The following is a 24,760-nucleotide window of genomic DNA, read 5'->3' on the forward strand; positions in this document are numbered from 1 at the left end:
GGTACCCCGTTCCCCCGCCACGAGTGGCATTGTGATTTCTTCTTGCCGGACTTCCGGTCCGGACCCTGCGTGGCTGACCCTAGGCAGTCTTCAGCTGGCCGAGGCAGTAGTTCTTGAACGAATGGCGGACCCGCTGCGGCAGCCGCGGATAAACCGCCGCGGACCACCGCATGGTGCGGTTGAACAGGCGGCCGTGGCGTTCACTCCACGGCAGTCCGAAGCTGTCCCGAAGCTGGTCGGGCAGGAGGCCCGCGGTGAGGAAGCGGGCCAGCGGCATGGCCAGGCGCTGCCAAAGCTGCGGATCCGGCGGATGCAGCAGCTCGCGGGCCACGCGGACGCTGACGTCGTCGGCCTTCAGCGCCTGCAGGCACCCGTCCCAGTAAACGGCGAAGGCCTTGCGGTCGGCCGGCCACAGCTCGGCTGGCAGCTGCAGGGCCGTCCCGATTCTCGCGTAGTCGCGATAAATGAGATCTGCAGCTTCGTCGTCCAGCGGCCCGTAGATTTTTTCGTAGACGGTGATCGCGGTGTCGTACAGGGTGGCCAGAACCCACAGCTGCGACTGTGCGTCGAAGGCGCTGTATCCCCGGGAACCGGCGTCGGGCTTCCGGCGAACCGGCGCATGGGCGCGGTTCACGCTGCGCCGCACCGCTACCAGCTGGTCCTCGGTTCCGTACACCACGGCGTACACATAGGTCATGGTGGCGCGGAGCCGGTCCAGCGGACGCTCGGCGAAGTTGCTGTGCTCTGCCACGCCATGACCCACGGCAGGGTTCGCGATCTGCAGCAGAATGGCGCGTCCTGCACCCGCGAGCAGAACGCTCTCCGCTCCCATATCGGCAAGGCCACGCACCATCCCACAATCTACCGGAATGGCCAAGAACGTACGACGCCGGCGTCCCCCCACCGGCTGGTTCGCTCACCGGCGGTATCATCTACGGGCCGTAGGCGAGTACTTCGGGAGATGGGAGCCCGATTCGTTAAACGCGGCCGGGTCCATGGTTCCCCCGCCTGCAAGAATGGCTGAATGGAAGTCGCACTGGGACTGCTTGTTCTCGTGGCGGTGGTCTGTGCCGGCAGTGCACTGGGCAGGAAGCTTAATGTTTCGGTGCCGCTGCTGCTGGTGCTGGCCGGCGTCGCCGGTTCTTTCCTCCCGTTCGTTCCGCCGATCGAGCTCAACCCGGAACTGGTCCTCGTGGGCCTGCTGCCGCCGCTCCTTTACGCCGCCGCGCTGCGGACATCGCTGTTCGACATCGGCTCCAACCGTCGCGCCATTGGGCTGCTCTCGGTTGGCTACGTCATTTTCGGCACCATCACCGTGGGCTACGTGGTCTGGTGGCTTTTCCCGGAGATCCCGCTGGCCGCCGCCATCGCCCTTGGTGCCGTGGTGGCGCCGCCGGATGCGGTGGCCGCAACGGCCATCGCGCGGAAGGTGGGGATGCCGCGCCGGATTGTCACCATCCTCGAGGGCGAGTCCCTGGTAAACGACGCCACCGCCCTGGTCTGCCTCCGCGCCGCGATCGCGGCCATCGCCGGGTCCGTGTCCGCCGCAGGAATCGCCGGCGGATTCCTGCTCGCGGCCGGAGGCGGCCTGGTGGTCGGCCTGGCAGCGGCCTACGTACTGACACAGCTCCGCAAACGGATCCGGAATGTCGCCATCAATACCTCGACCTCGCTGATGGCGCCGTTTGTCGCCTACCTCCCGGCTGAGGCGATCCACGCCTCCGGTGTTCTCGCCGTCGTCGTTACCGGGCTGGTGATGGGCACCAAGGCACCCTCCATGCCCAACGGTGCCGCGCGGCTGAGCCAGCGCAGCAACTGGAACACTGTACAGTTCCTGCTGGAGAATTCGGTCTTCCTGCTGATCGGCCTGCAGGTCCGGACCATCATCGACGGTGTCCAGGATGACTCACTGGGCGCGGCCCGCATCTGGACGGGCTGCGCAATCATCCTGCTGGCGGTGATGCTGCTCCGGCCGGTCTGGGTGTTCCCCGCGACCTACCTGCCCCGCCTGATCCCGGCTGTGCGGCGCAACGATCCGGCGCCGCCGTGGCAGTTCGCCGCGATTGTGTCCTGGGCGGGTATGCGCGGCGTGGTGACCCTGGCCGCCGTACTTGTGCTGCCCGCGGAACTGGAGCACCGTTCGGTGCTGATCCTGGCCGCCATGGTGGTGGTTGCCGGGACGCTCACACTGCAGGGGTTCACCCTGCCCCTTTGGTCCGGCTCCTGCGGCTCCGTGGCCCGGACCCGCGCGAGGACGCCTTGAACCAGGCCTCCCTCATGCAGCTGGCCACCGCCGCCGGCGTGGAGCGCCTGCAGGAACTGCGCATTGACACGGACCCGCCGGAAGTCATGGCCATGCTGAAGCGGCGCACCCAGGAGCGTGGGCTGGCGGCGTGGGAACGGCTGGGCCGGCCGACGTCGGAAGCGGCAACCCCCAGCCAGCGTTACGCCCAGCTGCGGCTCGCCATGCTGGAAGCTGAGCGGGCCAAAGTGCTGGAACTGCGGCGCGGCGGCGAGTACGCCCACGAGGTCCTCAGTGAAGTCCTGGACCGGCTGGACGTCGAGGAATCGATGCTCGACGTCTCACTGGAGGAGCTTGACGCCTCCGGCGGGGCGGCGGGGAGGGCCTCGCGAGGCCGGGCGGGGTATGCGGCCACCTGGAGTCCGCGCCGGACCCGCAGGTCCCGCCGGACGCCTACTGCGCGGACTGCGCACTGGAAGGGACGACGACGGTACACCTCAGGATGTGCCTGGCCTGTGGAAACGTGGGCTGCTGCGATTCCTCCCCGGGGAACCACGCCTCCCGCCATTTCGGCTCGACGGGCCATCCGGTGATGCGGAGCATCGAACCCGGCGAAAGCTGGCGCTGGTGCTACGAGGACGACCTGCTGGGTTGACCGGGGATACCGCCGCTAGGCTGGCAGCATGACCGAGTTGGGCGCGTTCGTTCCCACGCTGCTCTGCGTCGCCCTCCTCGTGGCCCTGACGGTGGCGGCTCTCCGGGGGTTCAAAGCACCGCACAGTACTGCACCCGCGCTGGCCATCTTGCGCGGAGCGGTGCAGCTTGCCCTGATCAGCTTCATTCTGAGCGGCGTCATCACCAACCCGGTGTTCGTCGCTGTGGCGCTGCTGGTCATGTTCACCGTTGCCGCGGCGACTGCAGCCCGGCGAATCGGCTGGAGCTGGACCCATCTGGGACTCGTCAGTGCGTCGATGGCCGCGGGCATCGCTGCCACCCTGGCCATCATTTTCGCGACGGGTGCCATCCCGTTCACGCCGCGTTATGCCCTGGCGATCGGCGGCATAGTCATCGGCAACGCCATGACCATCGCCACGCTGGGCGGGCGGCGGTTTGCGGAATCCGTCAATGCCCGCTGGGAAGAAGTGGAGGGCTGGCTCGCCCTCGGCGCAACGCCGCGGCAGTCAACCCTGGAACTGGCCCGGGGTGCGGTGTACTCGGCCCTGATCCCCAGCACCGACCAGACCAAGACGACGGGGCTGGTCACCTTGCCGGGGGCCTTCGTGGGCGCCATCTTCGGAGGCATCTCGCCGTTGGAGGCCGGGCGCTTCCAGATCATTGTCCTGGCCGCGATCATGGCCGCAGGCTCCATCACCGCCGTCATCACCGTCGCCGCCCTGGCGCCCGTCCGCGTTCGGCCCGACCGGCCGCGCTGAGCCGCCAGGTAAGCTGACCCATCGCGGACAACAGCCGGTCATCAGCTATTGGTGGCGCGGATAGCCTCTGCGACGCTTTCCAGATGCTGCCGCATTGCCTCGGCTGCCCCGTCCGGGTCGTGCCGGCACACGGCGTCGATAATGGCCAGGTGCTGCGGGAGGGAAACGGTGGGGCGTCCGGGCTGGCGCGCCAGCTGGAACTGAAAGCGCACGGCCTGGCCGCGCAACCGTTGAATTGTCGCCGCGGCAGTCTTCTGTGCACTCACGGCAATGATCTTGGCGTGGAGGCGCTGATTGCACAGCGAGTATGACTCCCGGTCGCCGCGGTCCACCGCCTCCTCCATCTCCCTGGCGAGCCCCCTGAGTTCATCCGATTCAGCGTCGGATATCCTCTCGGCCGCCTTCCGGGCGCACAGTGCCTCGAGTGCGGCGCGCACTTCGGTGATCTCGAGCGCCTCATCAACTGAAACGGCCCTCACTCGCGCACCGCGGTTCTGGACACGTTCCACAAGGCCTTCGACGCTCAGCTCGGACAAAGCGACGCGGACGTTGCCCCTGCTGGCCCCATACTCGGCCGCCAGGTCGGCTTCCACGAGCCGCTGCTTCGGCACGAGTTCGCCCCTGATGATCGCGGTGCGCAAAGTATCAACCAGCTCGGGGGCCGAAAGGGCTCCTCCGACGCTCTCGTCAACGGTTGTCATGCTGCCCCTTTCAGAACCCATCCGGGTAACACTCCTCCTTGCATTGTAAACAATTTTGTCAGCGCGCTTCCTGAAACCTGCGTTCGCGGCCGGCCGGAACGCGGTAAAAAAGTTTGCTGACGATATTGCTAACAATTTCGTCAACGGTTATCGTGGTGTGTATTGCATCACTATCAAGGGAGCGAACACCGTGGTTCTAGCGACCATCCAGGGAACGGAGACGGACCGCCCGCGTGTCCAGGGCGGCCAGACCGCGATTCCGTGCTGGTTTATGCGGGGAGGCACCTCGCGGGGGCCGTTTTTCCGGTCCGACGATCTGCCGGAGGATCAGGCTTCCCGCGACGCCGTACTGCTGGCAGCGCTGGGATCCCCGGACCCCCGCCAAATCGACGGCTTGGGAGGCGCCGTTCCACTGACCAGCAAGGCCGGGATCGTCTCCGTTAGTGACCGTGACGACGCGGATCTGGAATTCCGGTTTGCCCAGCTGCAGCCGGACAGCAACATCGTCGACCTGACGCCCAACTGCGGAAACATGCTCGCGGCGGTAGTGCCCTTCGCCCTGGAGGCTGGCCTCATCACTGCCCGGGGTGACACCACAACGGCCCGGGTCCTCACGCTCAACACTGGCCTGGTTGCCGAGATCACCGTGCCTACGCCCGACGGCGGGGCAGGACGGTACGTGGAGTACACCGGCGCTGCCTGCATTGACGGCGTACCCGGAACTGCTGCCCCGATCGCCATCAACTTCCTGGACACGGCCGGCTCGGTCTGCAGCTCGCTCCTGCCCACGGGCAACGTCCGTGACCGCGTGGACGTGGCCGGCATCGGAGCGGTGGAGGTGACATGTATCGACAACGGCCAGCCGCTGGTGATCATCGCCGCGGCCGCACTCGGCCGCACCGGCTATGAGTCGACGGCGGCACTCAACGAGGACCAGGAGCTCAAGTCCCGTCTGGAGGTTCTGCGCCTCGCCTGCGGAGAACTGATGGGCCTCGGTGACGTGACAGCCAGGAACTACCCCAAGATGACGCTCGTTTCGCCGCCGGCCCAGGGCGGCGCCATCAACACGCGCAGCTTCATCCCGCACGTCTGCCACGATTCCATCGGCGTCCTTGCGGCGGTCACAGCGGCAACAGCCTGCGTGATCGAGGGAACTGTCGCCCACGGCCTCGCGAAGGTTGATTCCGGCACCGACATCCGGGTGTCCGTGGAGCACCCGGCCGGGGAATTCAGCATTGAACTGGGTCTGGACCCCGGTAACCCCCAGCACGTCATCAAGTCTGCGCTGCTGCGCACGGCCCGGCTCATCATGGCCGGCGATGTCTTTGTCCCCCGCCGCGCTTTGCACTCGAGTGCAATAACAGCCGCGGTCCCTCTTGAGGAGAAGCAGTAATGATCATCGATTGCCATGGCCACTTCACCACGGCCCCCGCAGAACTGGGGCACTGGCGGAGCCAACAGATCGCCGGGCTCGAAAACCCGGCCGAAGCACCTGTCCGGGCGGACCTGAAGATTACGGATGCCCAACTTCAGGAGAGCATCGAAGCGAACCAGCTGCGCCTCATGGACGAGCGCGGCATCGACGTGACAATCTTCTCCCCGCGTGCCTCGTTCATGGCCCATCACGTCGGCGCCTTCGAAACCTCCGCAGAGTGGGCTGCAATCTGCAACGAACTCTGCTTCCGGGTCAGCGAACTCTACCCCGAGCGTTTCGTGCCGGCCGCGATGCTTCCGCAGTCCCCCGGCGTCGACCCCGCCACCTGCATCCCCGAACTCACGCGATGCGTGGAGGAGTACGGCGCCGTCGCGCTGAACCTGAACCCCGACCCGTCCGGCGGCCACTGGACGGCGCCGCCGCTCACCGACAGCTCCTGGTACCCGATCTACGAAAAGATGGTCGAGTACGACATTCCGGCCATGGTCCACGTCAGCACCAGCATCAATCCGGCCTTCCACACCACGGGTGCGCACTACCTGAACGCCGACACCACCGCCTTTATGCAGCTGCTGCAGGGGGACCTGTTCGCGGACTTCCCCACGCTGAAACTGGTCATCCCGCATGGCGGGGGCGCCGTGCCGTATCACTGGGGGCGTTTCCGCGGCCTGGCCATGGCATTGAAAAAGCCAGCCCCGGAGGAGCACCTGCTGGGCAATGTCTTCTTCGACACCTGCGTCTACCACCAACCGGGAATCGACCTCCTGCTGGATGTCGTGCCCACCCGGAACATCCTGTTCGCGTCCGAGATGATCGGCGCCGTCAGGGACATCGACCCCTGCACAGGCCACAATTTCGACGATACCGCCCGGTATGTCGAAAACGCCGGCCTGAACGAGGCTGACCTGGCCGCGGTCCAGGAACACAACGCCCGCACCGTCTACCCGCGATTGAACGCCCGCCTCAAGCAACAGGGCCGCTAAACCACTCACTAGGAGCACACATCCATGCAGGAACTCGGAGTCGTACACCGAAATATCAACCGCGCCTCCCGCGCGGACGTTGATGCGCTGGCAGCATTCGGTGTAAGCACCATCCATGAAGCCATGGGACGCCTCGGCCTGATGCGCCCGTACATCCGCCCCGTCTACCCCACGGCCAAGCTTTGCGGCACCGCAGTGACGGTCCTGCTTCAGCCCGGTGACAACTGGATGCTGCACGTGGCAGCCGAACAGGTTCAGCCCGGCGACGTCCTCGTCGCTGCGTGCACCACCGAATGCGAGGACGGGTTCTTCGGCGACCTGCTGGCCACCTCCGTCCGCGCACAGGGCGGGGTGGGACTGGTCATCGACGGCGGCTGCCGCGACGTTGACGGGCTGCGGGAGATGGACTTTCCCGTCTTCAGCAGGGCCATCAACTCCAAGGGCACCATCAAAGCAACTGTCGGATCGGTCAACGTCCCGGTGGTCTGCGCCAACGCGCTGGTCAACCCCGGCGACGTGGTGATTGCCGACATCGACGGCGTCGTTGTTGTCCCCGCCGGGCGCGCTGGCGAAGTAGCCGAAGCTGCCCGGCAACGCGAAGCCAACGAAGAGGGCAAGCGCCTGCGGTTCGCAGCCGGCGAGCTCGGCCTCGACATCTACTCCATGCGCCAGCCGCTCGAAGCTGCCGGCCTGCGGTACATCGACTAATGAGTAGTCTGGTCAAAGGAGACCCCATGAGCGCCCTATTTACCACATCGCCCGGCTGGCTGGACTGGTACCGCAACCCGTCCACTCCCCGATTCACCCTCCCGCAGGGGACGGTGGACGCCCACTGCCATGTCTTCGGTCCCGGGGCCGAGTTCCCCTTCGCCCCGGAGCGCAAGTACACGCCCGGAGACGCCGGCAAGGACCAGCTCTTCGCACTGCGGGACCACCTCGGAGTCAGCCGCAACGTCATCGTGCAGGCAACATGCCACGGTGCTGACAACAGTGCGATGGTGGATGCGGTCCGGGCCTCCGGCGGCCGGGCCCGCGGCGTCGCCACGGTCCGTCCGGACGTGACAGACTCCGAGCTTCGCCGGCTGGATGAGGCCGGCGTGCGGGGCGTGCGGTTCAACTTCCTCAAACGCCTGGTCAGCGCCGCCCCGCAGGACCACCTCGCCGCCATTGCGAAGCGGATCGCTCCCTTGGGCTGGCACGTCGTCATCTACTTCGAGGGCGCCGACCTGGAAGACCTGGAAGGATTCTTCGGTTCCCTTCCGACACCCTTGGTGGTTGACCATTTGGGACGGCCCGATGTCACCAAGCCCGCCGACGGTCCCGAGTTCAGCCGCTTCCTGCGTTTTGTTGACAGGAATGACGTCTGGGTCAAAGTCAGCTGCCCGGAGCGGCTCAGCGTCAGCGGCCCCGCCGCCCTCGACGGCGAGCAAAAGGCGTACATTGACGCAGTGCCCTTCGGACGCCGTGCCGTCGAGGAGTTCCCGGACAGGGTGCTGTGGGGCACCGACTGGCCCCACCCCAATCTCACGGACCACATGCCTGATGACGGGCTCCTGGTCGATTACATACCGCAGGTGGCCGTGACCACCGAGCAACAGCACAAGCTCCTTGTCGCCAATCCGATGCGGCTCTACTGGCCCGGCGAAGACGCCTAGCCCCTTCCACACCCAGCTTCCCCAGAGGACTCCAATGATGCACTCCAATGCGGCAAACCGGCTCGACCGGCTTCCCATCTCCAAGTTCCATAAAATCACCCTCGTCGCCGTGTCCTTCGCGTATTTCTTCGAATTCGCCGACATCAACAGCTTCGCCACCACCGTCCCCAAGCTGATCAAGCTATGGGGCGTCTCGATCAACCAGATCGCCTATGTCACGTCCGCGTCTTTCGTCGGCATGTTCTTCGGCTCGCTGATCGCCAGCTGGCTCGCCGACCGTTGGGGCCGCAAGAAGGCACTGGTCATCACCACGCTGTGGTTCTCGGCCTTCTCTTTCGCTGCAGTTTTCTCCTGGGACATCGTCTCGCTCGGCGTCTTCCGCGTCCTGACCTCGGCCGGCCTCGCGGCCATGACCGTCGTAGCCGTGATTTACGTCAACGAGATCTTCCCGGCAGCCGTCCGCGGCAAGTACCAGGCCTACGCCATCGTCATCGGAATCTGCGGAACCCCGGTAACCAACCTCATCGCCAGCGTTGTGGTTCCGCTCAGCGACTGGTCGTGGCGCCTGGTGTTCCTGTGGGGGTCGCTTGGCATCGTCTTCATTTTCTTCACCCGGTACCTGAAGGAGTCCCCTCGCTGGTACGAGAGCAAGGGCCAGTACGGCAAGGCCGACGCCGCCCTGTCCGAGATCGAGGACCGGGTCGCCGCGGAGAAGGGCCCGCTGGCCGACCCTGCCGCGCCGGTTGCCGCCGTTCAAACGGCCAAGACCAAAGCGCCGTTCAAGCTCCTGCTCCAGAAGAAGTACCTCGGCCCCACGCTTCTGCTCACGGTTCTGTGGGTGACGCAGACCGTTGGCTTCTTCGGGTACTCGAGCTGGGCGCCGACGCTGTTGTCCAAGGAAGGCTTCAGCGTGGAAAACTCGATCTTCTACGTGGCGCTGACTACCGTGGGAGCGCCGCTGGGATCCTACCTGGCATCCCTGGTCACGGACCGATTCGAGCGCAAATGGTGCCTGGTGGTCTTCGGCACCACCATCGCGATCTGCGGCCTCTTCTACGGGCTCACCTTCAACCCGATCCTGATCGTGGTTTTCGGGTTCCTCGTGAACCTCTTCGAGCGCGGCTACACAGCCCTTGCCTACGCCTACTCGCCGGAACTGTTCGACACCGCCGGCCGCTCCTTGGGGACCGGCGTCTCCTACGGCCTGGGCCGGCTCTCCAACGCCGCGGGCCCGCTGATCATCGCAGCCCTGTACAACGGGAGCGGATACCAAAGTGTCTTCTTCTTCATCGCCGGCACCTGGCTATTCGGCGCGATCATCCTCGCTTTCTTCGGGCCCAAGACCCGGCAGGCACGCCTGGCACCGCCCGCCAAGTCACAGGACCTGACGCCTTCAGGCTCAGCGAACTAGGCCTAGGAACTGGCAGTACGGAGCCACAGGAGAGCGGACGACGGCGGGAAGTTCCCGCCGTCGTCCGCTTGCTGTTCGAGGTTGTCCCGGAGCTACCAGGTGGTCGCTTCCGAGCGCGAGGCGAGCCACCCGCCCCCGGTCCGGACGTACTCCATGGTGAGCTGCAGCGGCCACGTTGCCCGTGAGCCGTAGACGGTGGCGTCAGTGATGAACCTGCCCAGCCGCACCACCGTGTTCGTGGACCTCCCGCACGAAGTGACGCTCGCGGAGATCGACGCCCTGGCGGTCACGGCCTAGTCCCACGCGCAAACTCGCCCTTGGGAATATGCGCGTCGCTACACCGAGTGCGCCGTCACCAGTCCGTCGGGCGTCCCGGGGCGGACGCCGTCGGCCGTCTCCACCGGTAGACCGTTCCGGGCCCAGTACTCGATGCCACCGATCATTTCTCTCACGGGATACCCCAGCTCAGCGAACGCCAGGGCCGCGAACGTGCTGCCGTTGCAGCCCGGACCCCAGGAGTAGACCACCACGTCGGTGCCGGCGGGGATCAGTTCAGTGGCGCGGGAGGGGATGTTGGCGGTGGGCAGGTGGACGGCGCCGGGAATGTGGCCATGGTCCCAGGAGGCGCGCCTTCGGGTATCGACGAGCACGAATCCTGCGCCGGGGAAGTTCTCGGCGACGTCCATGACGTCGACCTCGAAGCTGAGTTTGGCGCGGAAGTATGCCGCCGCGTTATTGTTTCCGGCTCCGGCGGCCGTGCGCTCAGTAGTCACTCGTGTCCTATCCAGCGTGGGCGCCCTGCCCATCGTAGTGCCCACCCCAGCAATGGACGATAGTTTTGAGGCATGACGGCAAACTACAGGTACGACGTCGAGGTCCTGCACCTTCTGGTGTCGCCGGCGCACGCCTACTTCGGCCGCGCCCGCGAGGGTGCGGCGGACGTTCCCACCACCGACGCCGAGCGGGTGGAGTTGGTTGCCGGCAAGGGCATCGTGGGCGACCGGTTCTTCGGCAAGGCCGCGCACATGGACGCGGCTGTCACTTTGTTCGCCATCGAGGCGCTCGAGGCCATGGCCGCAGAACTGGGCGCCGCACCCTTTGACCCGCTCCTCACGCGGCGCAATATGGTCCTCCGCGGCGCCCACCTGGCTCCGCTGCTGGGTGAGGAGTTCGAGCTGGAATCGCGCGGGGAAACTGTGCGGCTGAAGGCCGGACGGCCCGCGCACCCCTGCGCCTGGATGGACCAGATGCTCGCCCCGGGAGCCCACAAAGCCATGCGCGGACGGGGCGGCGTGCGGTGCCAGGCGCTTTCCGACGGCGTCCTGCACCGCGGGCCGGCCGTGCTGATCAGCCCGGTACCGCTGGAACCCGGGAGTGCCGGCACGCCCACGCTGCTGCGGCCGTCGCGGCTGCCCTAGCCGCCCCGGGCGCGTAACGGAAGCGGACGACGGCGGGACCGCCCGCCGTCGTCCGCTTTGGTTTTTCCTTCGGTCACCGCTGCTGTCAGGCGGTCAAGTGTCACCGTCCGCCGGCGACCGAGTCCGTGATTGAGCTGTCGATGGCAGCCATTACCCTGGCGGTGACTTCATCGATACCGCCGATACCGTCCACCCGCGCCAGAAGTGCGCGTTCGGCATACGTGGCCACCACGTCCTCGGTCTGCGTGTGGTAGAGGTCCAGCCGGTGGCGGATCACGGCCTCGTAGTCGTCGCTGCGGCCGAGCTCCTTGGCGCGGCCCAAGAGACGCGATACGAGTTCCTCGTCGTCGGCGGTCAGCTGCAGGACGACGTCAAGCTTTAGCTCCCGAGCGGCCAGGACCCCGTCCAGGTAGTCAATCTGGGCGGGGGTGCGCGGGTATCCGTCCAGCAGGAAGCCGTTTTCGACGTCGTCCTGGCTGAGGCGGCTGCGCACCATCTCGTTGGTGACGCTGTCCGGCACGAAGTCACCGGCGTCCATATATTTCTTGGCTTCGATGCCAAGCGGCGTGCTGCCCTTCACATGGGCACGGAAGATGTCACCTGTGGAGATCGCAACAATGCCGAGGCGCTCCGAAATGCGCTCCGCCTGCGTGCCCTTGCCGGAACCGGGGGGCCCAATAATCAACATTCTGGTCATTCGAGTAACCCTTCGTTGTGCCGTAGCCGGAAGTTTGCAGCCGCCTTCAGGCTCTGGAAAAGGCGGCCCGCCGTATGACTGGCTGGTCAGCCCATGATAGGACTTCAAAGGTTGCGACAAGGCTGCATCGTCTGTACTGGACGGGACGATTGACCCTACTTACGCCGACAGCATGGTGCTAAAAATGCCTTATCCCGGCCAGCACGCAGACAAGGCCGACGGTGAAGAGGACGACATGGAAATTCCAGTGGATCCGACCACAATTGCCGAGTATGCCCTCATCTACTTTGCGGCAATTGCCGGGATCATTCTCCTGTTGCTGCCGATCCTGATCACATTTGTCTTGCTCCTGTTTGTGGCAGGGGCAATTCAGGTGGCGGCAGTCCTGTTGAAAGTCGCGACGGTCGGCCTGGTCAGGGGCATCGTCGGGCTCTTCAGGCATCCCGGCGAGCCCCGCCCACCCAGGGGCCACGGCGGCAGGCTGGCTCCGCATTGACGGCCAGCCGGTTAGAGACCGCCGGGCAGGGTCCTAACCGGCGACAGACCAGCCTTCCTGATACTCCGGATGCCAGCTGTACACCGAGGCGAGGCACATCAGCACGTAATCACTGGTCCCGCCCATCTGCGAAGGTATGTCGGTAACCAGCGGAACGTTCTCCAGGATCTTCCGCTTGGCGGCGCACTCCGCCAGCACGCGCGCGGGGGTGAACGGCGAAACATCGAGGCGGGTCCGAACCGCCTGATGACCTGCTCCGCTTACCCTTAGCTCTCTCGCGGCTGCCTCGTCCTCGGCCACCCGGGCTTCCAGGAACGCGATGATGTCGGTCATGCCCCCATTCTTCAAGGGCGGCACCATTTCCGGAAAACCCGTCCGTCTAGCGATACCGCCAAGCGAACGACGGCGGGACCTCCCGCCGTCGTCCGCTTGCGTTTAGCAGCGGGCCGGGCAAGCAGTATTCACTGCAATCACTCTCCGGATAACCGCTATCCGTGCGCCATCGATTGCGAAATGATGACGGCCATCAGGGCAAGGGCCGTCAGACTGACCGCCCATGTTTCGCGGCGCAAGCCCCGATCCATCCGTTTTCGGTGCGAAGTCCGGCGGACTTTCGACACCAGCGCCTTGAGCCACTGCCTGAGCGCCGACAGACCCGCACCCGCCTTCGCCGTTCCCGCCGTTCCCGCCGTTCCCGCCGTTCCACCAGATTGGCGGGCACGCCTTGACCCGCTACGCCTCGATCTCGACCCGCACATAATCCTCCCTGCGGAACATTCGACGTTCACGCCAGCCGTCCAGCACACACCAGATGATCGAACCGTCCGGTGTGGCGCCGTCCACCGTGCCATAGCCAATATGGAGCCCATCCTGCGAGAGCCGCACCGCCTGCCGGCTGGGTAGCGCGCTCCATGACACCCGGCGCCAGCGTGACTCATTGGTCGGCTTCATGGGCCTATCGCAAAGTGTCCGTGCCCCTTGTCCCCGTACTGTTTGATGTCGAGGATGTCGCAGCCGTGGTTGTGCAGGAATCCCGAGATCGCGTGGACGATACCAGGAGCCTCGGCACAGTCGACAGTGAGGACGTGCTCGACGGCGGCGGCAGGTTCCGCCGTCGACGCACCTCGTTCAGGGGCAAGGGCGTGCGCCTCAAGAGTCTGCGTGTCATTCACAAGCGCGCTCATTTCTTCGCCCCGTCGAGGTCCCGCCCGATGGCCGATGCCTCGGTATCCATATCCTGCGCCAGCTCCGTCTGGAACGTCGCATAACGGGCCAGGTGGGCCGGGCGCCGGCGCAGCACCAGCCAGGCGGCGCCGAGCAGGAGGAACCACACCGGCGTGGCAAGAAGCGCCAGCAGCGTGTCCGGCTGCGTGGTCAGCGCCCACAGGACGAAGGCGAAGAACGCGAAGACCACCCAGACCATGGGGACGCCGCCGGGCATCCGGTACTTGGACGCCTTGTGCAGCTGCGGGCGGCGCCGGCGGAACGCCAGGTAGCTGGCCAGGATGATGGACCACACGAAAACGAAGCAGACGGCCGACACGGTGGTCACCATGTCGAAAGCCTTCCCGATGTCCTGCCCCGCGTACATCAGCACCACGCCGGAGAGCAGCAGGACACAGGAAAGGAACAGGGCATTCTGCGGGACCTTGCGGCTCGACAGGCCGCCGAAAACGGAGGGCGCGTCACCCTCTTGGGCCAGCCCGTACACCATGCGCGAGGTGGAGTAGATGCCGGAGTTGGCGGAGGACATGGCCGAGCTGAGCACCACCAGGTTCACCACGGTGGCGGCGGCGCCCAGGCCGGCCAGGGAGAACATGGCGATGAACGGGCTGTGGCCCGCCTGGAACTGGGTCCACGGGGTGACGGACATCAGGATGATGAGGGCGCCCACGTAGAAGAGCAGCACACGGATGGGAATGGAGTTGATGGCCTTGGGCAGGTTCTTCTCCGGGTCCTTGGCCTCCGCGGCCGTGGTGCCCACCAGTTCAATGCCCACAAAGGCGAACACGGCGATCTGGAACCCGGCCACAAATCCCATGAACTCGTTCGGGAAGAATCCGCCGTGGCTCCACAGGTTCGTGAAGGTGGCCGGGCCGGCGTCGGACTGGAACCCGGTGAAAATCATGAACAGGCCCACCACGATCAGTGCCGCGATGGCGATGATCTTGATCAGCGCAAACCAGAACTCCGTCTCCCCGAACGCCTTCACCGTGGTGAGGTTCAGGAGCAGCAGGATAGCCACGGTGGCCAGGCCCGGGATCCACAGCGGCAGCCCTGGCCAGAGTTCCTTCGAATAGCCGGCAATGGCGATCACGTCCGCGATCCCGGTGATCACCCAGCAGAACCAGTAGGTCCAGCCGGTGAAGAAACCGGCCCAGGGGCCGAGGAGGTCCGCCGCGAAATCGCTGAAGGATTTGTAGTTCAGGTTGCTCAGCAGCAGTTCGCCCATGGCCCGCATGACGAAGAACAGCATGAAGCCGATGATCATGTAGACGAAGATGACGGAGGGCCCTGCCGCGGAGATGGTTTTGCCCGAACCCATGAACAGGCCGGTGCCGATTGCGCCGCCAATGGCGATCAGCTGGATGTGCCGGTTGCTGAGCTGCCGTTCAAGATGCGGCGTTTGCTGGGAGATGGAAGTTTTAGTTGACATGTGCTGCTCCTCGGGTGGAAACGGCTGCTGCGGGGTTGGACGCCGGGTCCGGCTCAGCAGGGACCGCGTCCAGATTGTTGAAGCTGTACAGATGGATGCCCGCGATGGTGCCGGGCTGGCTCTCGAGCGATGACACCAGGTTTTGCGGCGAGTAGCGGTCGCCGCTCAGGAGTTTGCGGGCCAGCGGGCCCTTGCGGCTCAGGAATTTCAGGGAGCTTCCGACGCCGATCTGCGTCGCCAGGGAGACCAGCTTGGTCCGCGGAACGGACCCCGCCACCCCGGCCCAGACGGGCAGACCCACGCCTTCGCGGCGCAGGAGCGCCGCGTAATCAAGGATTTTCGGTGCGGAGAAGCACATCTGTGTGACCACGTGCGTGGCCAGGTGCTGCTTGGCCAGCAGGGCGTCCAGCAGATCCACCGGCCCAATCGCGGGGTGGCCCTCCGGGTAGCCCGCAACGCCTGCCCGCATCGCGCCTCCGGAGTATTGCGCGATGTCTTCCAGCACCGGAAGCGCGGACCCGTACGGGCCTGCCGGCTGCTTCCGGTCTCCGCCAATCACAAACACTTCGCCGATGCCGGCAACGTTGCAGTCGCGGAGGATTCCGGTGAGATCGGCACGACTGTGCAGGCTCCGCGCCGCGAGGTGCGGGACGACGGAGTAGCCGAGAATGCTCAGCTGCACCGCGGTGCGCATGGTCCGCTCGATGCCGTGGTGGGGCAGGCACGTCACGGTGAGCGTGGTGGTCAAGGGCACCGAGGCCTTGACCCGCTCAACGATTCCCTCCGAAGGGATGATCTCAATTCTGACGGGGAACATCATTGGTCCTCTCTGAACATCAGGGTGGTGGGTCTGGAAAGTCAGGCTGTGGCCGCGATGAGGGAGCTGGCTTCCTGGCGGGTGCTGCCGGAGCTTTCGATGTGCGAGAGTTCCGCGGGGATTTCCCGGCCCTTCTTGCGCATCGCGGTGGCCCAGAGCCGGCCGGCGCGGTAGGAGGAGCGGACCAAGGGCCCGGACATGACGCCGAGGAAGCCGATTTCCTCGGCCTCGGTGGCGAGGTCCACGAATTCCTGCGGCTTGACCCAGCGGTCCACCGGAAGGTGCCGTTCGGACGGGCGGAGGTACTGGGTGATGGTGATCAGGTCGCAGCCGGCCTCGTGCAGGTCCCGGAGCGCGTCGGAGATTTCCTCGCGGGTCTCGCCCATGCCCAGGATCAGGTTGGACTTGGTGACCATGCCCAGCTTCCGGCCCTGGGTGATGACGTCCAGGGAGCGGTCGTAGCGGAACGCGGGACGGATGCGCTTGAAGATCCGCGGCACGGTCTCGACGTTGTGCGCGAAGACCTCGGGCTTGGAGTCGCAGATCGCCTCGATGTGCTCGGGCTTGCCGGAGAAGTCCGGGATCAGCAGTTCCACACCGGTGCCCGGGTTCAGCTCGTGGATCTTGCGGACCGTTTCGGCGTAGAGCCAGACGCCCTCGTCGGCGAGGTCGTCACGGGCCACACCGGTCACGGTGGCGTAGCGCAGCTGCATGGCCTGCACCGAGCGGGCCACTTTGGTGGGTTCGAACACGTCCACCGGGGAGGGCTTGCCCGTGTCGATCTGGCAGAAATCGCAGCGCCGGGTGCACTCGGAGCCGCCGATCAGGAACGTGGCTTCCTTGTCTTCCCAGCATTCGAAGATGTTGGGGCAGCCAGCCTCCTCACACACGGTGTGGAGGCCTTCCTTCTTGACGAGGTTCTTGAGCTGGACGAACTCCGGGCCCATCTGGACCTTGGCCTTGATCCACTCCGGCTTACGTTCCACCGGTGTGGCCGCATTGCGCCGCTCAATGCGCAGCATCTTCCGGCCTTCTGGTGCCAGTGTCATTGTTCTCTTTCCGTTTGTGCGTGCGCCGGTTCCCCGGCAGTAATTGGTGCTGGAGCGGACCGGCCGGTCAGCACTCCACCACGTTGACGGCGAGGCCGCCCGTGGCGGTTTCCTTGTACTTGGAGCTCATGTCCCTGCCTGTTTCGCGCATGGTCACGATCACCTCGTCGAGGGAGACGCGGTGCGTTCCGTCGCCCCAGAGCGCCATCTTGGCCGCGTTGATGGCTTTGGCGGCCGCGATGGCGTTTCGCTCGATGCAGGGGATCTGCACCAGCCCGCCGATCGGGTCGCAGGTCAGGCCCAGGTTGTGCTCCATCGCGATTTCCGCGGCGTTTTCCACCTGCTGAGGGGTGCCGCCCATCACTTCGGCCAGTCCGGCGGCGGCCATCGACGATGCCGAGCCCACCTCGCCCTGGCAACCAACCTCCGCACCGGAAATCGAGGCCTGTTCCTTGTACAGCACCCCGATGGCGGCGGCGGTCAGCAGGAACTTGACCACGACGTCGTCGCGGTCCTGCTGGGTGGCCTTATCCATGCCGGGAGCGAAATGCAGCGCGTAGTAGAGGACGGCCGGGATGATCCCGGCGGCGCCGTTTGTCGGGGCGGTGACCACGCGTCCGCCCGAGGCATTCTCCTCATTGACTGCCAGGGCGATCAGGTTCACCCATTCCTGCCAGTACTTCGGGTCCCGGTCCTTGTCCTCCTTCAGGAGCCGCTCGTGCCAGTCCGGCGCACGACGGCGGACCTTCAGCCCGCCGGGCAGCAGCCCCTCACGCTTGAGGCTGACATCCACGCAGCCCTCCATCACCGAGTAGATATGCAGCAGGCCCTCCCGGATCTCTTCTTCCGAACGGCTGTCTTCTTCATTGATCCGCATAACCTCGCTGATGCTCAACGACGTGTTCTGGCAGTGCTTGAGCAGTTCCGCGGCGGTCCTGAACGGCAGCGGCAGTTCCTTCTTGGACTCCTCGAGTTCCTGCAACGCCGCGTCCTCTTCGCCTTCGCGGACGATGAAGCCGCCGCCCACGGAGAAGAAGGTGGCGCTGTGCAGGACTTCGCCGCCGGCGTCGGAGACGCTGAAGGTCATGCCGTTGGTGTGCCGCGGCAGGATGGTCAGCGGGCGCAGGACCATGTCCTTGACCCCGTAGGGCAACGGGACGGACCCGGCCAGCTGCATGGTGCCCGTTTCGGCGATGGCCGCGAGCCTGTCCTCCACCTGCTCAGGGAGGATCTTCTCGGGGTGGAAGCCTTCCAGGCCGAGCAGGATGGCGGTCATGGTGCCGTGACCGTGGCCCGTAGCGGCCAGTGAGCCGTACAGGTCCACCCGCAGCGACGCGACGCCCGCCAGCTTGCCAAGGGATTTGAGTTCCTCGGCAAAGACGGCGGCGGCCCGCATCGGACCTACCGTGTGCGAGCTGGACGGCCCGATCCCGATCGAGAACAGGTCAAAAACTCCAACAGCCATGCGCGTTTCCTTACGAGTGAAAAGGTGGTCGGGTTGGGTGAGGAGGTGGCGGGACATCCTCTGCATGCCTTGGGCCCACGCCGTCCGGGTTCCCTGACCGAGCTTGCGAGGTTAGGGGGTCGGTGGGGAGCATGCTGCCGGATGCCCCACCCCCTCGGAGGTGCCCTTCGCGAAAGGGTAAGGGAACCGCGAGCGTCGGCGGAGCCGGGCTTTTCGAAAGCGTGCGTCAGAGGCGAGGAACGAGCCAGCACGCGTGAAAAGTCCGGTCCGCCGGGGCGGACCCAGCCGCTACGAGGCACTCAGCTGAGGTTCGCTACGCCCGGGTAGAGCGGGTGGGCTTCGGCGAGGGCCTCCACCCGGGAGCGCAGGCCGGAGAAGTCCGCGCCGGCGTCGGCGATCAGGGCCTCGGCGATGATGTCCGCGACCTCGGCGAAGGCGGCCTCGCCGAAACCGCGGGTGGCCAGCGCCGGGGTGCCGATCCGCAGCCCCGAGGTGACCATCGGCGGGCGCGGGTCGAACGGCACAGCGTTGCGGTTGACCGTGATGTCGATTTCCGCGAGGCGGTCCTCGGCTTCCTGCCCGTTGAGCTCGCAGTTGCGCAAATCCACCAGGACCAGGTGCACGTCGGTGCCGCCGGAGATCACGCTGATCCCCTTGGCGGTGACGTCCGGCTGGACCAGGCGCCCGGCGAGGATCCGGGCACCGGCGAGGACACGTTCCTGGCGTTCCTTGAACTCTTCGGACGCGGCGATCTTGAACGCCACGGCCTTGCCCGCGATCACGTGCTCCAGCGGCCCGCCCTGCTGGCCCGGGAACACCGCCGAGTTGATCTTCTTGGCGATCTCGGCGTCGTTGGTCAGGATGATGCCGCCGCGCGGACCGGCCAGGGTCTTGTGCGTGGTGGAGGTGGTCACGTGGGCGTACGGCACCGGGGAGGGGTGCAACCCGGCGGCGACGAGCCCGGCGAAGTGCGCCATGTCCACCATCAGGTACGCGCCCACCGAATCCGCGATCCGGCGGAACTCGGCGAAGTCCAGCTGCCGGGCGTACGCGGACCAGCCGGCAACGATCAGCGCCGGCCTGTGCTCCAGGGCCAGGCGTTCGACCTCGGCCATGTCGATCCGGTGGTCCTCTTCCCGGACCTGATACGGGATGACCTTGTAGAGCCGGCCGGAGAAGTTGATCCGCATCCCGTGCGTCAGGTGCCCGCCGTGCGCCAGGTTCAGGCCCATGATCGTGTCGCCGGGCCTGATCAGGGCATGCATCACCGAGGCGTTGGCCTGCGCGCCGGAGTGCGGCTGCACGTTCGCGAACTCCGCGCCGAACAGGGCCTTCACCCGGTCAATCGCGAGCTGCTCGATCACGTCAACGTGCTCGCAGCCGCCGTAATAGCGCTTCCCCGGGTAACCCTCGGCGTACTTGTTGGTCAGCACCGAACCCTGCGCCTGCATCACCGCCGCGGCGGTGTGGTTCTCCGAGGCGATCATCTCCAGGCCCGTACGCTGGCGGGCGAGCTCGTCATCGATCTTCGCCGCGATCTCCGGATCCAGCACGGACAGCTCCGCATCCAGGCTCGGGGAGACTACCTGCTCAAAGGCTGCCGTTGCGGCACCTGCCCCGCTCACAGCTCGCCGCCGTTCTTGGACGCGTACTCTTCAGCTGACATGAGCGGACCTTCTTCGGTCACGGCCACCTTGAAAAGCCAGCCGGCGCCGTAGGGATCGCTGTTGATCAGCGCCGGATCGGAAACGACGTCGTCATTGATCTCCACCACTTCGCCCGTTACAGGGGCGTACAGGTCCGAGACGGACTTGGTGGACTCCACCTCGCCGCACGCCTCCCCCGCGGTCACGGCCGAGCCGACCTCGGGCAGGTCAACGTACACGATGTCACCCAGGGCATCGGCGGCCACGGCCGAAATTCCAATCCCCGCAGGGCCCGACCCGTCACCAGCAACCCACTCGTGCTCGGCGGAGTACTTCAGTTCAGCAACTACTTTTGCCATTTGTGTTTCCTTCAGTTGGTGTGTGAAAAGTGAGAGAGCGTCGGCCTAAAACCTGCGAAAGGTGATAGAGCGTCCGAGGGCCGGCAGAGCCGGGCTTTTCGAAAGCGTGCGTCAAAGCGACGAAGGAGCAGCACGCGTGAAAAGTCCGGTCTGCCGGTCCGAACCCAACCCCGAGAAACCTACTTCGAGCGCTTGTAGAAAGGCAGTGGGACGACTTCGAATGGCTCCGCCTTGCCGCGCAGGTCGATGTCCAGGGCGGTGCCGGGTTCGGTGAACTCGACGTCGACATATGCCATGGCCACCGGGTAACCCAGGGTGGGGCTCGGCTGGCCGGACGTCACTTCGCCAACAACGTTGCCGTCCTTGAGGACCGGGTAGTGGCCCCGGCCGGCTCTGCGTCCCAGGCCTTTGAGCCCGACGAGCTTGCGGCCGGTGGTGGAACCGGCGCCGGCTGCCTTCAGTGCGCTCAGGGCTGCCTTGCCGATGAAGTCCGATTCCTTGGCGAGCGAGACAACCGGGCCCAGGCCTGCTGCGTAGGGGTTGCCGCCGCGGGACAGCTCGTTGCCGTAGAGCGGCATGCCGGCTTCCAGGCGCAGCGAGTCGCGGCAGGCCAGGCCGGCGGGGATGAGCCCGTGCCCGGCACCGGTTTCGAGCAATGCCTCCCACAGGCCGGCTGCGTCCTGGTTCGGTACGTAGATCTCGAAGCCGTCTTCGCCGGTGTACCCCGTGCGGGCCAGCAGCAAATCCTGACCGTTAATTTCGACCTCGACCGCCGCGTAGTACTTGAGCTCCGTGACCAGCGAGTGCTGCTCGGCCGGGACCAGCGTCAGCAGAATGGCCTCTGCGTTGGGGCCCTGAACGGCGATCAGGGACGTCTCGGCAGACACGTCGTCCACCTTTACGTCGAAGCTTCCCTCTTTGCCGGAAGCGGCCCTTTCGGCCAACGCTGCGGCGACCACCACGGCATTGCCGGCGTTGGGCACCACCAGGTACTTCTCTGTTCCATCCGCAGCCGCGGGGAGGCGGTACGTGATCAGGTCATCGATGATGCCGCCATCTTCCTGGCAGATCAGCGAGTATTTGGCCTTGCCGACGGCGACCGCCGACAGCTTGCCGGCCAGGGCGTAGTCCAGGAAGGCTGCAGAGTCCGGGCCGGTGACCCAGACTTCACCCATGTGCGAGAGGTCGAACAGGCCGGCGGCGTTGCGCACGGCGTGGTGCTCGGCCAGTTCGGAGGAGTACTTCAGCGGCATCTGCCACCCGCCGAAGTCGGTGAAGGAGGCGCCGGCTTTTTTGTGCTGCTCGTAGAGCGCGGTGTAGTTCTCAGTCATCAGGAATCCTTAGTTTTCAAACTCGACTGTGTTGTCTTCGAAAGCCTCTATGTTGTCCTCGAACGCTTCGAGGGGCGGGCAGGAGCAGACCAGGTTGCGGTCCCCTGCCGCGCCGTCGATGCGGCCGACCGGCGGGAAGTACTTGTCCTGCCGGAGGGTGTGCACGGGGAAGGCAGCCTGCTCGCGCGGGTACTCGCGGGCCCAGTCGGAGGAGACGACGGCGGCAGCGGTGTGCGGGGCGTTGCGCAGCGGGGAGTTCTCCAGCGTGAAGTCACCGGCGGCCACCTGTTCAATCTCAGCGTGGATGGTGATCATCGCTTCGATGAAACGGTCGATCTCCGCGAGGTCCTCGGACTCCGTCGGCTCCACCATCAGCGTGCCCGCAACCGGGAAGGCCAGGGTGGGTGCGTGGAAGCCGAAGTCGATGAGGCGCTTGGCTACATCCTCCGCGGTCACGTCGGTCCTGGCCGTCAGTTGACGCAGGTCCAGGATGCACTCGTGCGCCACGAGTCCGCCTTCGCCGGTGTAGAGGACGGGGTAAAACTCATTCAGGCGGGACGCGACGTAGTTCGCCGCGAGCAGCGCCGACTTGGTGGCCTCGGTCAGCCCCTGGCCGCCCATGAGCTTCACGTAGGCCCAGGAGATCGGCAGCACACCGGCGGACCCGAAGCGCGAAGCCGAGATCGCAGCACCAGTTCCTGGTTCGATAGCGCCAGCCTCGTGTGCGGCCTTGTTGGCGTCGCCCGGCATGAACGGCGCCAGGTGCGCCTTGGCAGCCACCGGGCCCACGCCGGGACCGCCGCCGCCGTGCGGGATGCAGAAGGTCTTGTGCAGGTTCAGGTGCGAGACGTCGCCGCCGAACTTACCGGGCTGGGCCAGGCCCACCAGTGCGTTGAGGTTGGCGCCGTCCACATAGACCTGGCCGCCTGCCGCATGCACCGAGTCACACACCTCGCGGACGTCGGCGTCGTACACGCCGTGGGTGGACGGGTAGGTGATCATGATGGCAGACAGGGCGTCCTTGTGCAGCTCGATCTTGGCATTGAGGTCGGCATGGTCGATCGTGCCGTCGGCCGCCGTGGCCACCACAACCACCTTCATGCCCGCCAGGACAGCGGACGCAGCGTTCGTGCCGTGCGCCGAGGCCGGGATCAGGCAGACGTTGCGCTGCTGCTCCCCGCGGGAGTGGTGGTAGCCGCGGATGGCCAGCAGGCCGGCGAGCTCACCCTGGGAGCCGGCGTTCGGCTGGATGGACACCTGGTCGTAACCGGTGATTTCGGCGAGGTCAGCTTCCAGGCCTCCGATCAGCTCACGCCAGCCCTCGGTCTGGGAGTCCGGGGCAAAAGGGTGGATGGAGGCGAACTCGGGCCAGGAGATGGCTTCCATCTCGGCCGTGGCGTTCAGCTTCATGGTGCAGGAACCCAGCGGGATCATGGTGCGGTCCAGGGCCAGGTCCCTGTCCGAGAGCTTGCGGATGTACCGGAGCAGCTGGGTCTCGGAGCGGTGCTTGTTGAAGACCGGGTGCTGCAGGAAATCGGAGGAACGCAGCACCGCGTCGGGTAGTTCGAAGCCTTGCGCGTCCACCACCGGACCCGCGCCAAAGGCGACGACCACCGCGGAGAGGACCTCCGCCGTCGTCGTCTCATCGACTGACACGCCAACCGTGTCCGCATCGATGAAACGCAGGTTGATGCCCCGGGCCTCGGCAGCGGTAAGGACCTTCCGGGCCTTCCCGGGCACGCGGACCGTGATGGTGTCGAAGAAGGAGTCGCTCACCAGTTCCCGGCCGGCGACCTTGAGAGTGGCGGCGAGGGCCCGGGCGTTGTTGTGGACGGTCTCGGCGATGGCCTTCAGCCCGTCGGGGCCGTGGTAGACGGCGTACATCGACGAGACGATGGCCAGCAATGCCTGCGCGGTGCAGATGTTGGAGGTGGCCTTTTCGCGGCGGATGTGCTGCTCGCGGGTCTGCAGGGCCAGGCGGTAGGCGGGAACGCCGGCGTTGTCCTTGGAGACGCCGACGATGCGTCCCGGGAGGGTGCGTTCCATGCCGTCACGCACGGCCATGTAGGCCGCGTGCGGGCCGCCGAAGAACAGCGGCACGCCCAGGCGCTGCGTGGATCCGACGGCGACGTCGGCCCCCTGCTCGCCCGGCGGGGTGATCAGGGTCAGTGCCAGGAGGTCGGCGGCAACGGTGACCAGTGCGCCGCGGTCTTTAGCCGCGGCGATCACGGCGGACTGGTCCCATACCCGGCCGGATACGCCGGGCTGCTGGAGTACGACGCCGTTGATGTCGCCGTCGGGAAGTCCCTGGGACAGGTCCGCGACCTCAACCTCGAAACCCAAGGCTTCGGCCCGGCCCTGCACGATGGCGATGGTCTGCGGGAGGCAGTCGGCGTCAAGGACGGTTTTGCCCTCGCGGGCCCCTGATTTCTGACCTGCGGTCTTATTGGCCCTGCGCATCAGCAGCACGGCTTCGGCGACGGCGGTGGCCTCGTCGAGGAGGGACGCATTGGCTACCGGCAGTGCGGTGAGGTCCTGGACCATGGTCTGGAAGTTCAGCAGTGCCTCGAGCCGGCCCTGGGAAATCTCGGGCTGGTACGGCGTGTAGGCCGTGTACCAGGCGGGGGCTTCAAGGATGTTGCGGCGGATCACCGGCGGCGTGACAGTGTCGTAGTAGCCTTGGCCGATCATCTGCACGGCCGTGCGGTTCTTGGAAGCCAGCTTGCGCAGCCCGGCCAGCACCTCAACTTCGCTGAGTGCGCTGTCCAGGCTAAGCGGCTTTTCCTGGCGGATGGAATCGGGGACCGCGTTGTCAACAAGACCGTCGACGCTGTCGTAGCCGACGGCCTTGAGCATGGTGTCGATGTCTGTTTGGCGTCGGGCGCCGATATGGCGGTCTGCAAATGTGGACGGGGACGACTGGATCGTCATTGAGGAACTCCATAATTCAGGTGGCACTGGAGTGC

The 24,760-nt window shown here is 65.9% G+C and carries 22 protein-coding genes and 2 pseudogenes; 9 read left to right on the plus strand and 15 right to left on the minus strand.

The window, feature by feature from the left end; translation table 11 throughout:
- Positions 1–79 precede the first annotated feature (79 nt).
- Positions 80–853, minus strand: a complete 774-nt coding sequence (locus FCN77_RS22460; RefSeq protein WP_137324060.1) for an oxygenase MpaB family protein — start codon at positions 851–853, stop codon at positions 80–82.
- A 171-nt stretch (positions 854–1,024) separates the two neighbouring features.
- Between FCN77_RS22460 and FCN77_RS22465 the strand changes: the two are divergent.
- Positions 1,025–2,897: pseudogene (locus FCN77_RS22465) on the plus strand (Na+/H+ antiporter).
- A 28-nt stretch (positions 2,898–2,925) separates the two neighbouring features.
- Entirely contained in the window at positions 2,926–3,675 is a 750-nt protein-coding gene (locus FCN77_RS22470) for an ABC transporter permease (RefSeq protein ID WP_137324061.1), read from the plus strand.
- Between the two features lie 41 nt (positions 3,676–3,716).
- Here the strand turns inward: FCN77_RS22470 and FCN77_RS22475 are convergent, their stop codons facing one another.
- A complete protein-coding gene (locus FCN77_RS22475) occupies positions 3,717–4,376 on the minus strand; it encodes a GntR family transcriptional regulator (RefSeq protein ID WP_137324062.1) in 660 nt (219 codons plus the stop codon).
- Between the two features lie 190 nt (positions 4,377–4,566).
- Between FCN77_RS22475 and FCN77_RS22480 the strand changes: the two genes are divergently transcribed.
- From FCN77_RS22480 to FCN77_RS22500, 5 genes are read left to right on the plus strand one after another with little or no spacing between them, the layout of a single operon-like run.
- Complete coding sequence (locus FCN77_RS22480; protein WP_254678697.1) at positions 4,567–5,769, plus strand: 4-oxalomesaconate tautomerase; 1,203 nt, start codon at positions 4,567–4,569, stop codon at positions 5,767–5,769.
- Complete coding sequence (locus FCN77_RS22485) at positions 5,769–6,794, plus strand: amidohydrolase family protein (RefSeq protein WP_137324063.1); 1,026 nt, start codon at positions 5,769–5,771, stop codon at positions 6,792–6,794. Before FCN77_RS22480 ends, FCN77_RS22485 begins: the two co-directional genes overlap by 1 nt.
- A 24-nt stretch (positions 6,795–6,818) precedes the next feature.
- A complete protein-coding gene (ligK, locus tag FCN77_RS22490; RefSeq protein ID WP_137324064.1) occupies positions 6,819–7,502 on the plus strand; it encodes a 4-carboxy-4-hydroxy-2-oxoadipate aldolase/oxaloacetate decarboxylase in 684 nt (227 codons plus the stop codon).
- Between the two features lie 26 nt (positions 7,503–7,528).
- Positions 7,529–8,449 carry an amidohydrolase family protein gene (locus FCN77_RS22495; RefSeq protein WP_137324065.1) on the plus strand — a complete coding sequence of 307 codons (921 nt, stop codon included), beginning with the start codon at positions 7,529–7,531 and terminating at the stop codon, positions 8,447–8,449.
- Positions 8,450–8,483: 34 nt separating this feature from the next.
- Complete coding sequence (locus FCN77_RS22500) at positions 8,484–9,860, plus strand: MFS transporter (protein ID WP_137324066.1); 1,377 nt, start codon at positions 8,484–8,486, stop codon at positions 9,858–9,860.
- A gap of 335 nt (positions 9,861–10,195) precedes the next feature.
- Here FCN77_RS22500 and FCN77_RS22510 read toward each other — a convergent pair whose 3' ends face one another.
- Complete coding sequence (locus tag FCN77_RS22510; RefSeq protein ID WP_254679053.1) at positions 10,196–10,546, minus strand: rhodanese-like domain-containing protein; 351 nt, start codon at positions 10,544–10,546, stop codon at positions 10,196–10,198.
- Between the two features lie 159 nt (positions 10,547–10,705).
- On the opposite strand from FCN77_RS22510, the gene FCN77_RS22515 reads away from it, so the two are divergent.
- On the plus strand, positions 10,706–11,278 hold the full coding sequence (locus FCN77_RS22515; protein ID WP_137324067.1) for an MOSC domain-containing protein: 573 nt from the start codon (positions 10,706–10,708) through the stop codon (positions 11,276–11,278).
- A gap of 100 nt (positions 11,279–11,378) precedes the next feature.
- Here FCN77_RS22515 and FCN77_RS22520 read toward each other — a convergent pair whose 3' ends face one another.
- Positions 11,379–11,975 carry an adenylate kinase gene (locus tag FCN77_RS22520; protein WP_137324068.1) on the minus strand — a complete coding sequence of 199 codons (597 nt, stop codon included), beginning with the start codon at positions 11,973–11,975 and terminating at the stop codon, positions 11,379–11,381.
- A 184-nt stretch (positions 11,976–12,159) separates the two neighbouring features.
- Between FCN77_RS22520 and FCN77_RS22525 the strand changes: the two genes are divergently transcribed.
- Complete coding sequence (locus FCN77_RS22525; RefSeq protein WP_137324069.1) at positions 12,160–12,471, plus strand: hypothetical protein; 312 nt, start codon at positions 12,160–12,162, stop codon at positions 12,469–12,471.
- 33 nt (positions 12,472–12,504) lie between these two features.
- Here the strand turns inward: FCN77_RS22525 and FCN77_RS22530 are convergent, their stop codons facing one another.
- From FCN77_RS22530 to gcvP, 11 genes and pseudogenes are all read right to left on the minus strand, one after another.
- A complete protein-coding gene (locus tag FCN77_RS22530) occupies positions 12,505–12,804 on the minus strand; it encodes a DUF6221 family protein (RefSeq protein ID WP_137324070.1) in 300 nt (99 codons plus the stop codon).
- Positions 12,805–13,203: 399 nt separating this feature from the next.
- Complete coding sequence (locus tag FCN77_RS22535; protein WP_137324071.1) at positions 13,204–13,422, minus strand: hypothetical protein; 219 nt, start codon at positions 13,420–13,422, stop codon at positions 13,204–13,206.
- 11 nt (positions 13,423–13,433) lie between these two features.
- Positions 13,434–13,655 (minus strand): annotated as a pseudogene (locus tag FCN77_RS22540) (hypothetical protein); the annotation flags it as partial.
- Entirely contained in the window at positions 13,652–15,127 is a 1,476-nt protein-coding gene (gene cycA, locus FCN77_RS22545) for a D-serine/D-alanine/glycine transporter (protein ID WP_137324072.1), read from the minus strand. The pseudogene FCN77_RS22540 and the gene cycA, both read right to left, overlap by 4 nt.
- Positions 15,117–15,947, minus strand: a complete 831-nt coding sequence (locus FCN77_RS22550; RefSeq protein ID WP_137324073.1) for a methylenetetrahydrofolate reductase — start codon at positions 15,945–15,947, stop codon at positions 15,117–15,119. Before FCN77_RS22550 ends, cycA begins: the two co-directional genes overlap by 11 nt.
- A 38-nt stretch (positions 15,948–15,985) precedes the next feature.
- Positions 15,986–16,993 carry a lipoyl synthase gene (lipA, locus tag FCN77_RS22555; RefSeq protein ID WP_137324074.1) on the minus strand — a complete coding sequence of 336 codons (1,008 nt, stop codon included), beginning with the start codon at positions 16,991–16,993 and terminating at the stop codon, positions 15,986–15,988.
- A 67-nt stretch (positions 16,994–17,060) separates the two neighbouring features.
- Positions 17,061–18,458, minus strand: a complete 1,398-nt coding sequence (locus tag FCN77_RS22560) for an L-serine ammonia-lyase (RefSeq protein ID WP_137324075.1) — start codon at positions 18,456–18,458, stop codon at positions 17,061–17,063.
- 299 nt (positions 18,459–18,757) lie between these two features.
- The gene (gene glyA, locus FCN77_RS22565) at positions 18,758–20,083 is read right to left on the minus strand and encodes a serine hydroxymethyltransferase (RefSeq protein WP_137324076.1); all 1,326 of its coding nucleotides are present in this window, start codon (positions 20,081–20,083) and stop codon (positions 18,758–18,760) included.
- Entirely contained in the window at positions 20,080–20,463 is a 384-nt protein-coding gene (gcvH, locus tag FCN77_RS22570) for a glycine cleavage system protein GcvH (protein ID WP_137324077.1), read from the minus strand. The genes glyA and gcvH overlap by 4 nt, the downstream gene beginning before the upstream one ends.
- A 179-nt stretch (positions 20,464–20,642) precedes the next feature.
- Positions 20,643–21,794, minus strand: coding sequence for a glycine cleavage system aminomethyltransferase GcvT (gene gcvT / locus FCN77_RS22575; protein WP_137324078.1), 1,152 nt, complete (start codon positions 21,792–21,794; stop codon positions 20,643–20,645).
- A 9-nt stretch (positions 21,795–21,803) separates the two neighbouring features.
- Positions 21,804–24,725 (minus strand): aminomethyl-transferring glycine dehydrogenase, encoded by a 2,922-nt coding sequence (gcvP, locus tag FCN77_RS22580; protein WP_137324079.1) that lies wholly within the window; start codon positions 24,723–24,725, stop codon positions 21,804–21,806.
- Positions 24,726–24,760: the final 35 nt, after the last annotated feature.

This window comes from Arthrobacter sp. 24S4-2 (assembly GCF_005280255.1).
GTDB lineage: Bacteria > Actinomycetota > Actinomycetes > Actinomycetales > Micrococcaceae > Arthrobacter.

Coding starts and splice junctions, on each gene's coding strand:
- FCN77_RS22460 (WP_137324060.1), bottom strand. CDS start 853: ATGGTGCGTGGCCTTGCCGATATGGGAGCGGAGAGCGTTCTGCTCGCG.
- FCN77_RS22470 (WP_137324061.1), top strand. CDS start 2,926: ATGACCGAGTTGGGCGCGTTCGTTCCCACGCTGCTCTGCGTCGCCCTC.
- FCN77_RS22475 (WP_137324062.1), bottom strand. CDS start 4,376: ATGACAACCGTTGACGAGAGCGTCGGAGGAGCCCTTTCGGCCCCCGAG.
- FCN77_RS22485 (WP_137324063.1), top strand. CDS start 5,769: ATGATCATCGATTGCCATGGCCACTTCACCACGGCCCCCGCAGAACTG.
- ligK (WP_137324064.1), top strand. CDS start 6,819: ATGCAGGAACTCGGAGTCGTACACCGAAATATCAACCGCGCCTCCCGC.
- FCN77_RS22495 (WP_137324065.1), top strand. CDS start 7,529: ATGAGCGCCCTATTTACCACATCGCCCGGCTGGCTGGACTGGTACCGC.
- FCN77_RS22500 (WP_137324066.1), top strand. CDS start 8,484: ATGATGCACTCCAATGCGGCAAACCGGCTCGACCGGCTTCCCATCTCC.
- FCN77_RS22510 (WP_254679053.1), bottom strand. CDS start 10,546: ATGGACGTCGCCGAGAACTTCCCCGGCGCAGGATTCGTGCTCGTCGAT.
- FCN77_RS22515 (WP_137324067.1), top strand. CDS start 10,706: ATGACGGCAAACTACAGGTACGACGTCGAGGTCCTGCACCTTCTGGTG.
- FCN77_RS22520 (WP_137324068.1), bottom strand. CDS start 11,975: ATGACCAGAATGTTGATTATTGGGCCCCCCGGTTCCGGCAAGGGCACG.
- FCN77_RS22525 (WP_137324069.1), top strand. CDS start 12,160: ATGCCTTATCCCGGCCAGCACGCAGACAAGGCCGACGGTGAAGAGGAC.
- FCN77_RS22530 (WP_137324070.1), bottom strand. CDS start 12,804: ATGACCGACATCATCGCGTTCCTGGAAGCCCGGGTGGCCGAGGACGAG.
- FCN77_RS22535 (WP_137324071.1), bottom strand. CDS start 13,422: ATGAAGCCGACCAATGAGTCACGCTGGCGCCGGGTGTCATGGAGCGCG.
- cycA (WP_137324072.1), bottom strand. CDS start 15,127: ATGTCAACTAAAACTTCCATCTCCCAGCAAACGCCGCATCTTGAACGG.
- FCN77_RS22550 (WP_137324073.1), bottom strand. CDS start 15,947: ATGATGTTCCCCGTCAGAATTGAGATCATCCCTTCGGAGGGAATCGTT.
- lipA (WP_137324074.1), bottom strand. CDS start 16,993: ATGACACTGGCACCAGAAGGCCGGAAGATGCTGCGCATTGAGCGGCGC.
- FCN77_RS22560 (WP_137324075.1), bottom strand. CDS start 18,458: ATGGCTGTTGGAGTTTTTGACCTGTTCTCGATCGGGATCGGGCCGTCC.
- gcvH (WP_137324077.1), bottom strand. CDS start 20,463: ATGGCAAAAGTAGTTGCTGAACTGAAGTACTCCGCCGAGCACGAGTGG.
- gcvT (WP_137324078.1), bottom strand. CDS start 21,794: ATGACTGAGAACTACACCGCGCTCTACGAGCAGCACAAAAAAGCCGGC.
- gcvP (WP_137324079.1), bottom strand. CDS start 24,725: ATGACGATCCAGTCGTCCCCGTCCACATTTGCAGACCGCCATATCGGC.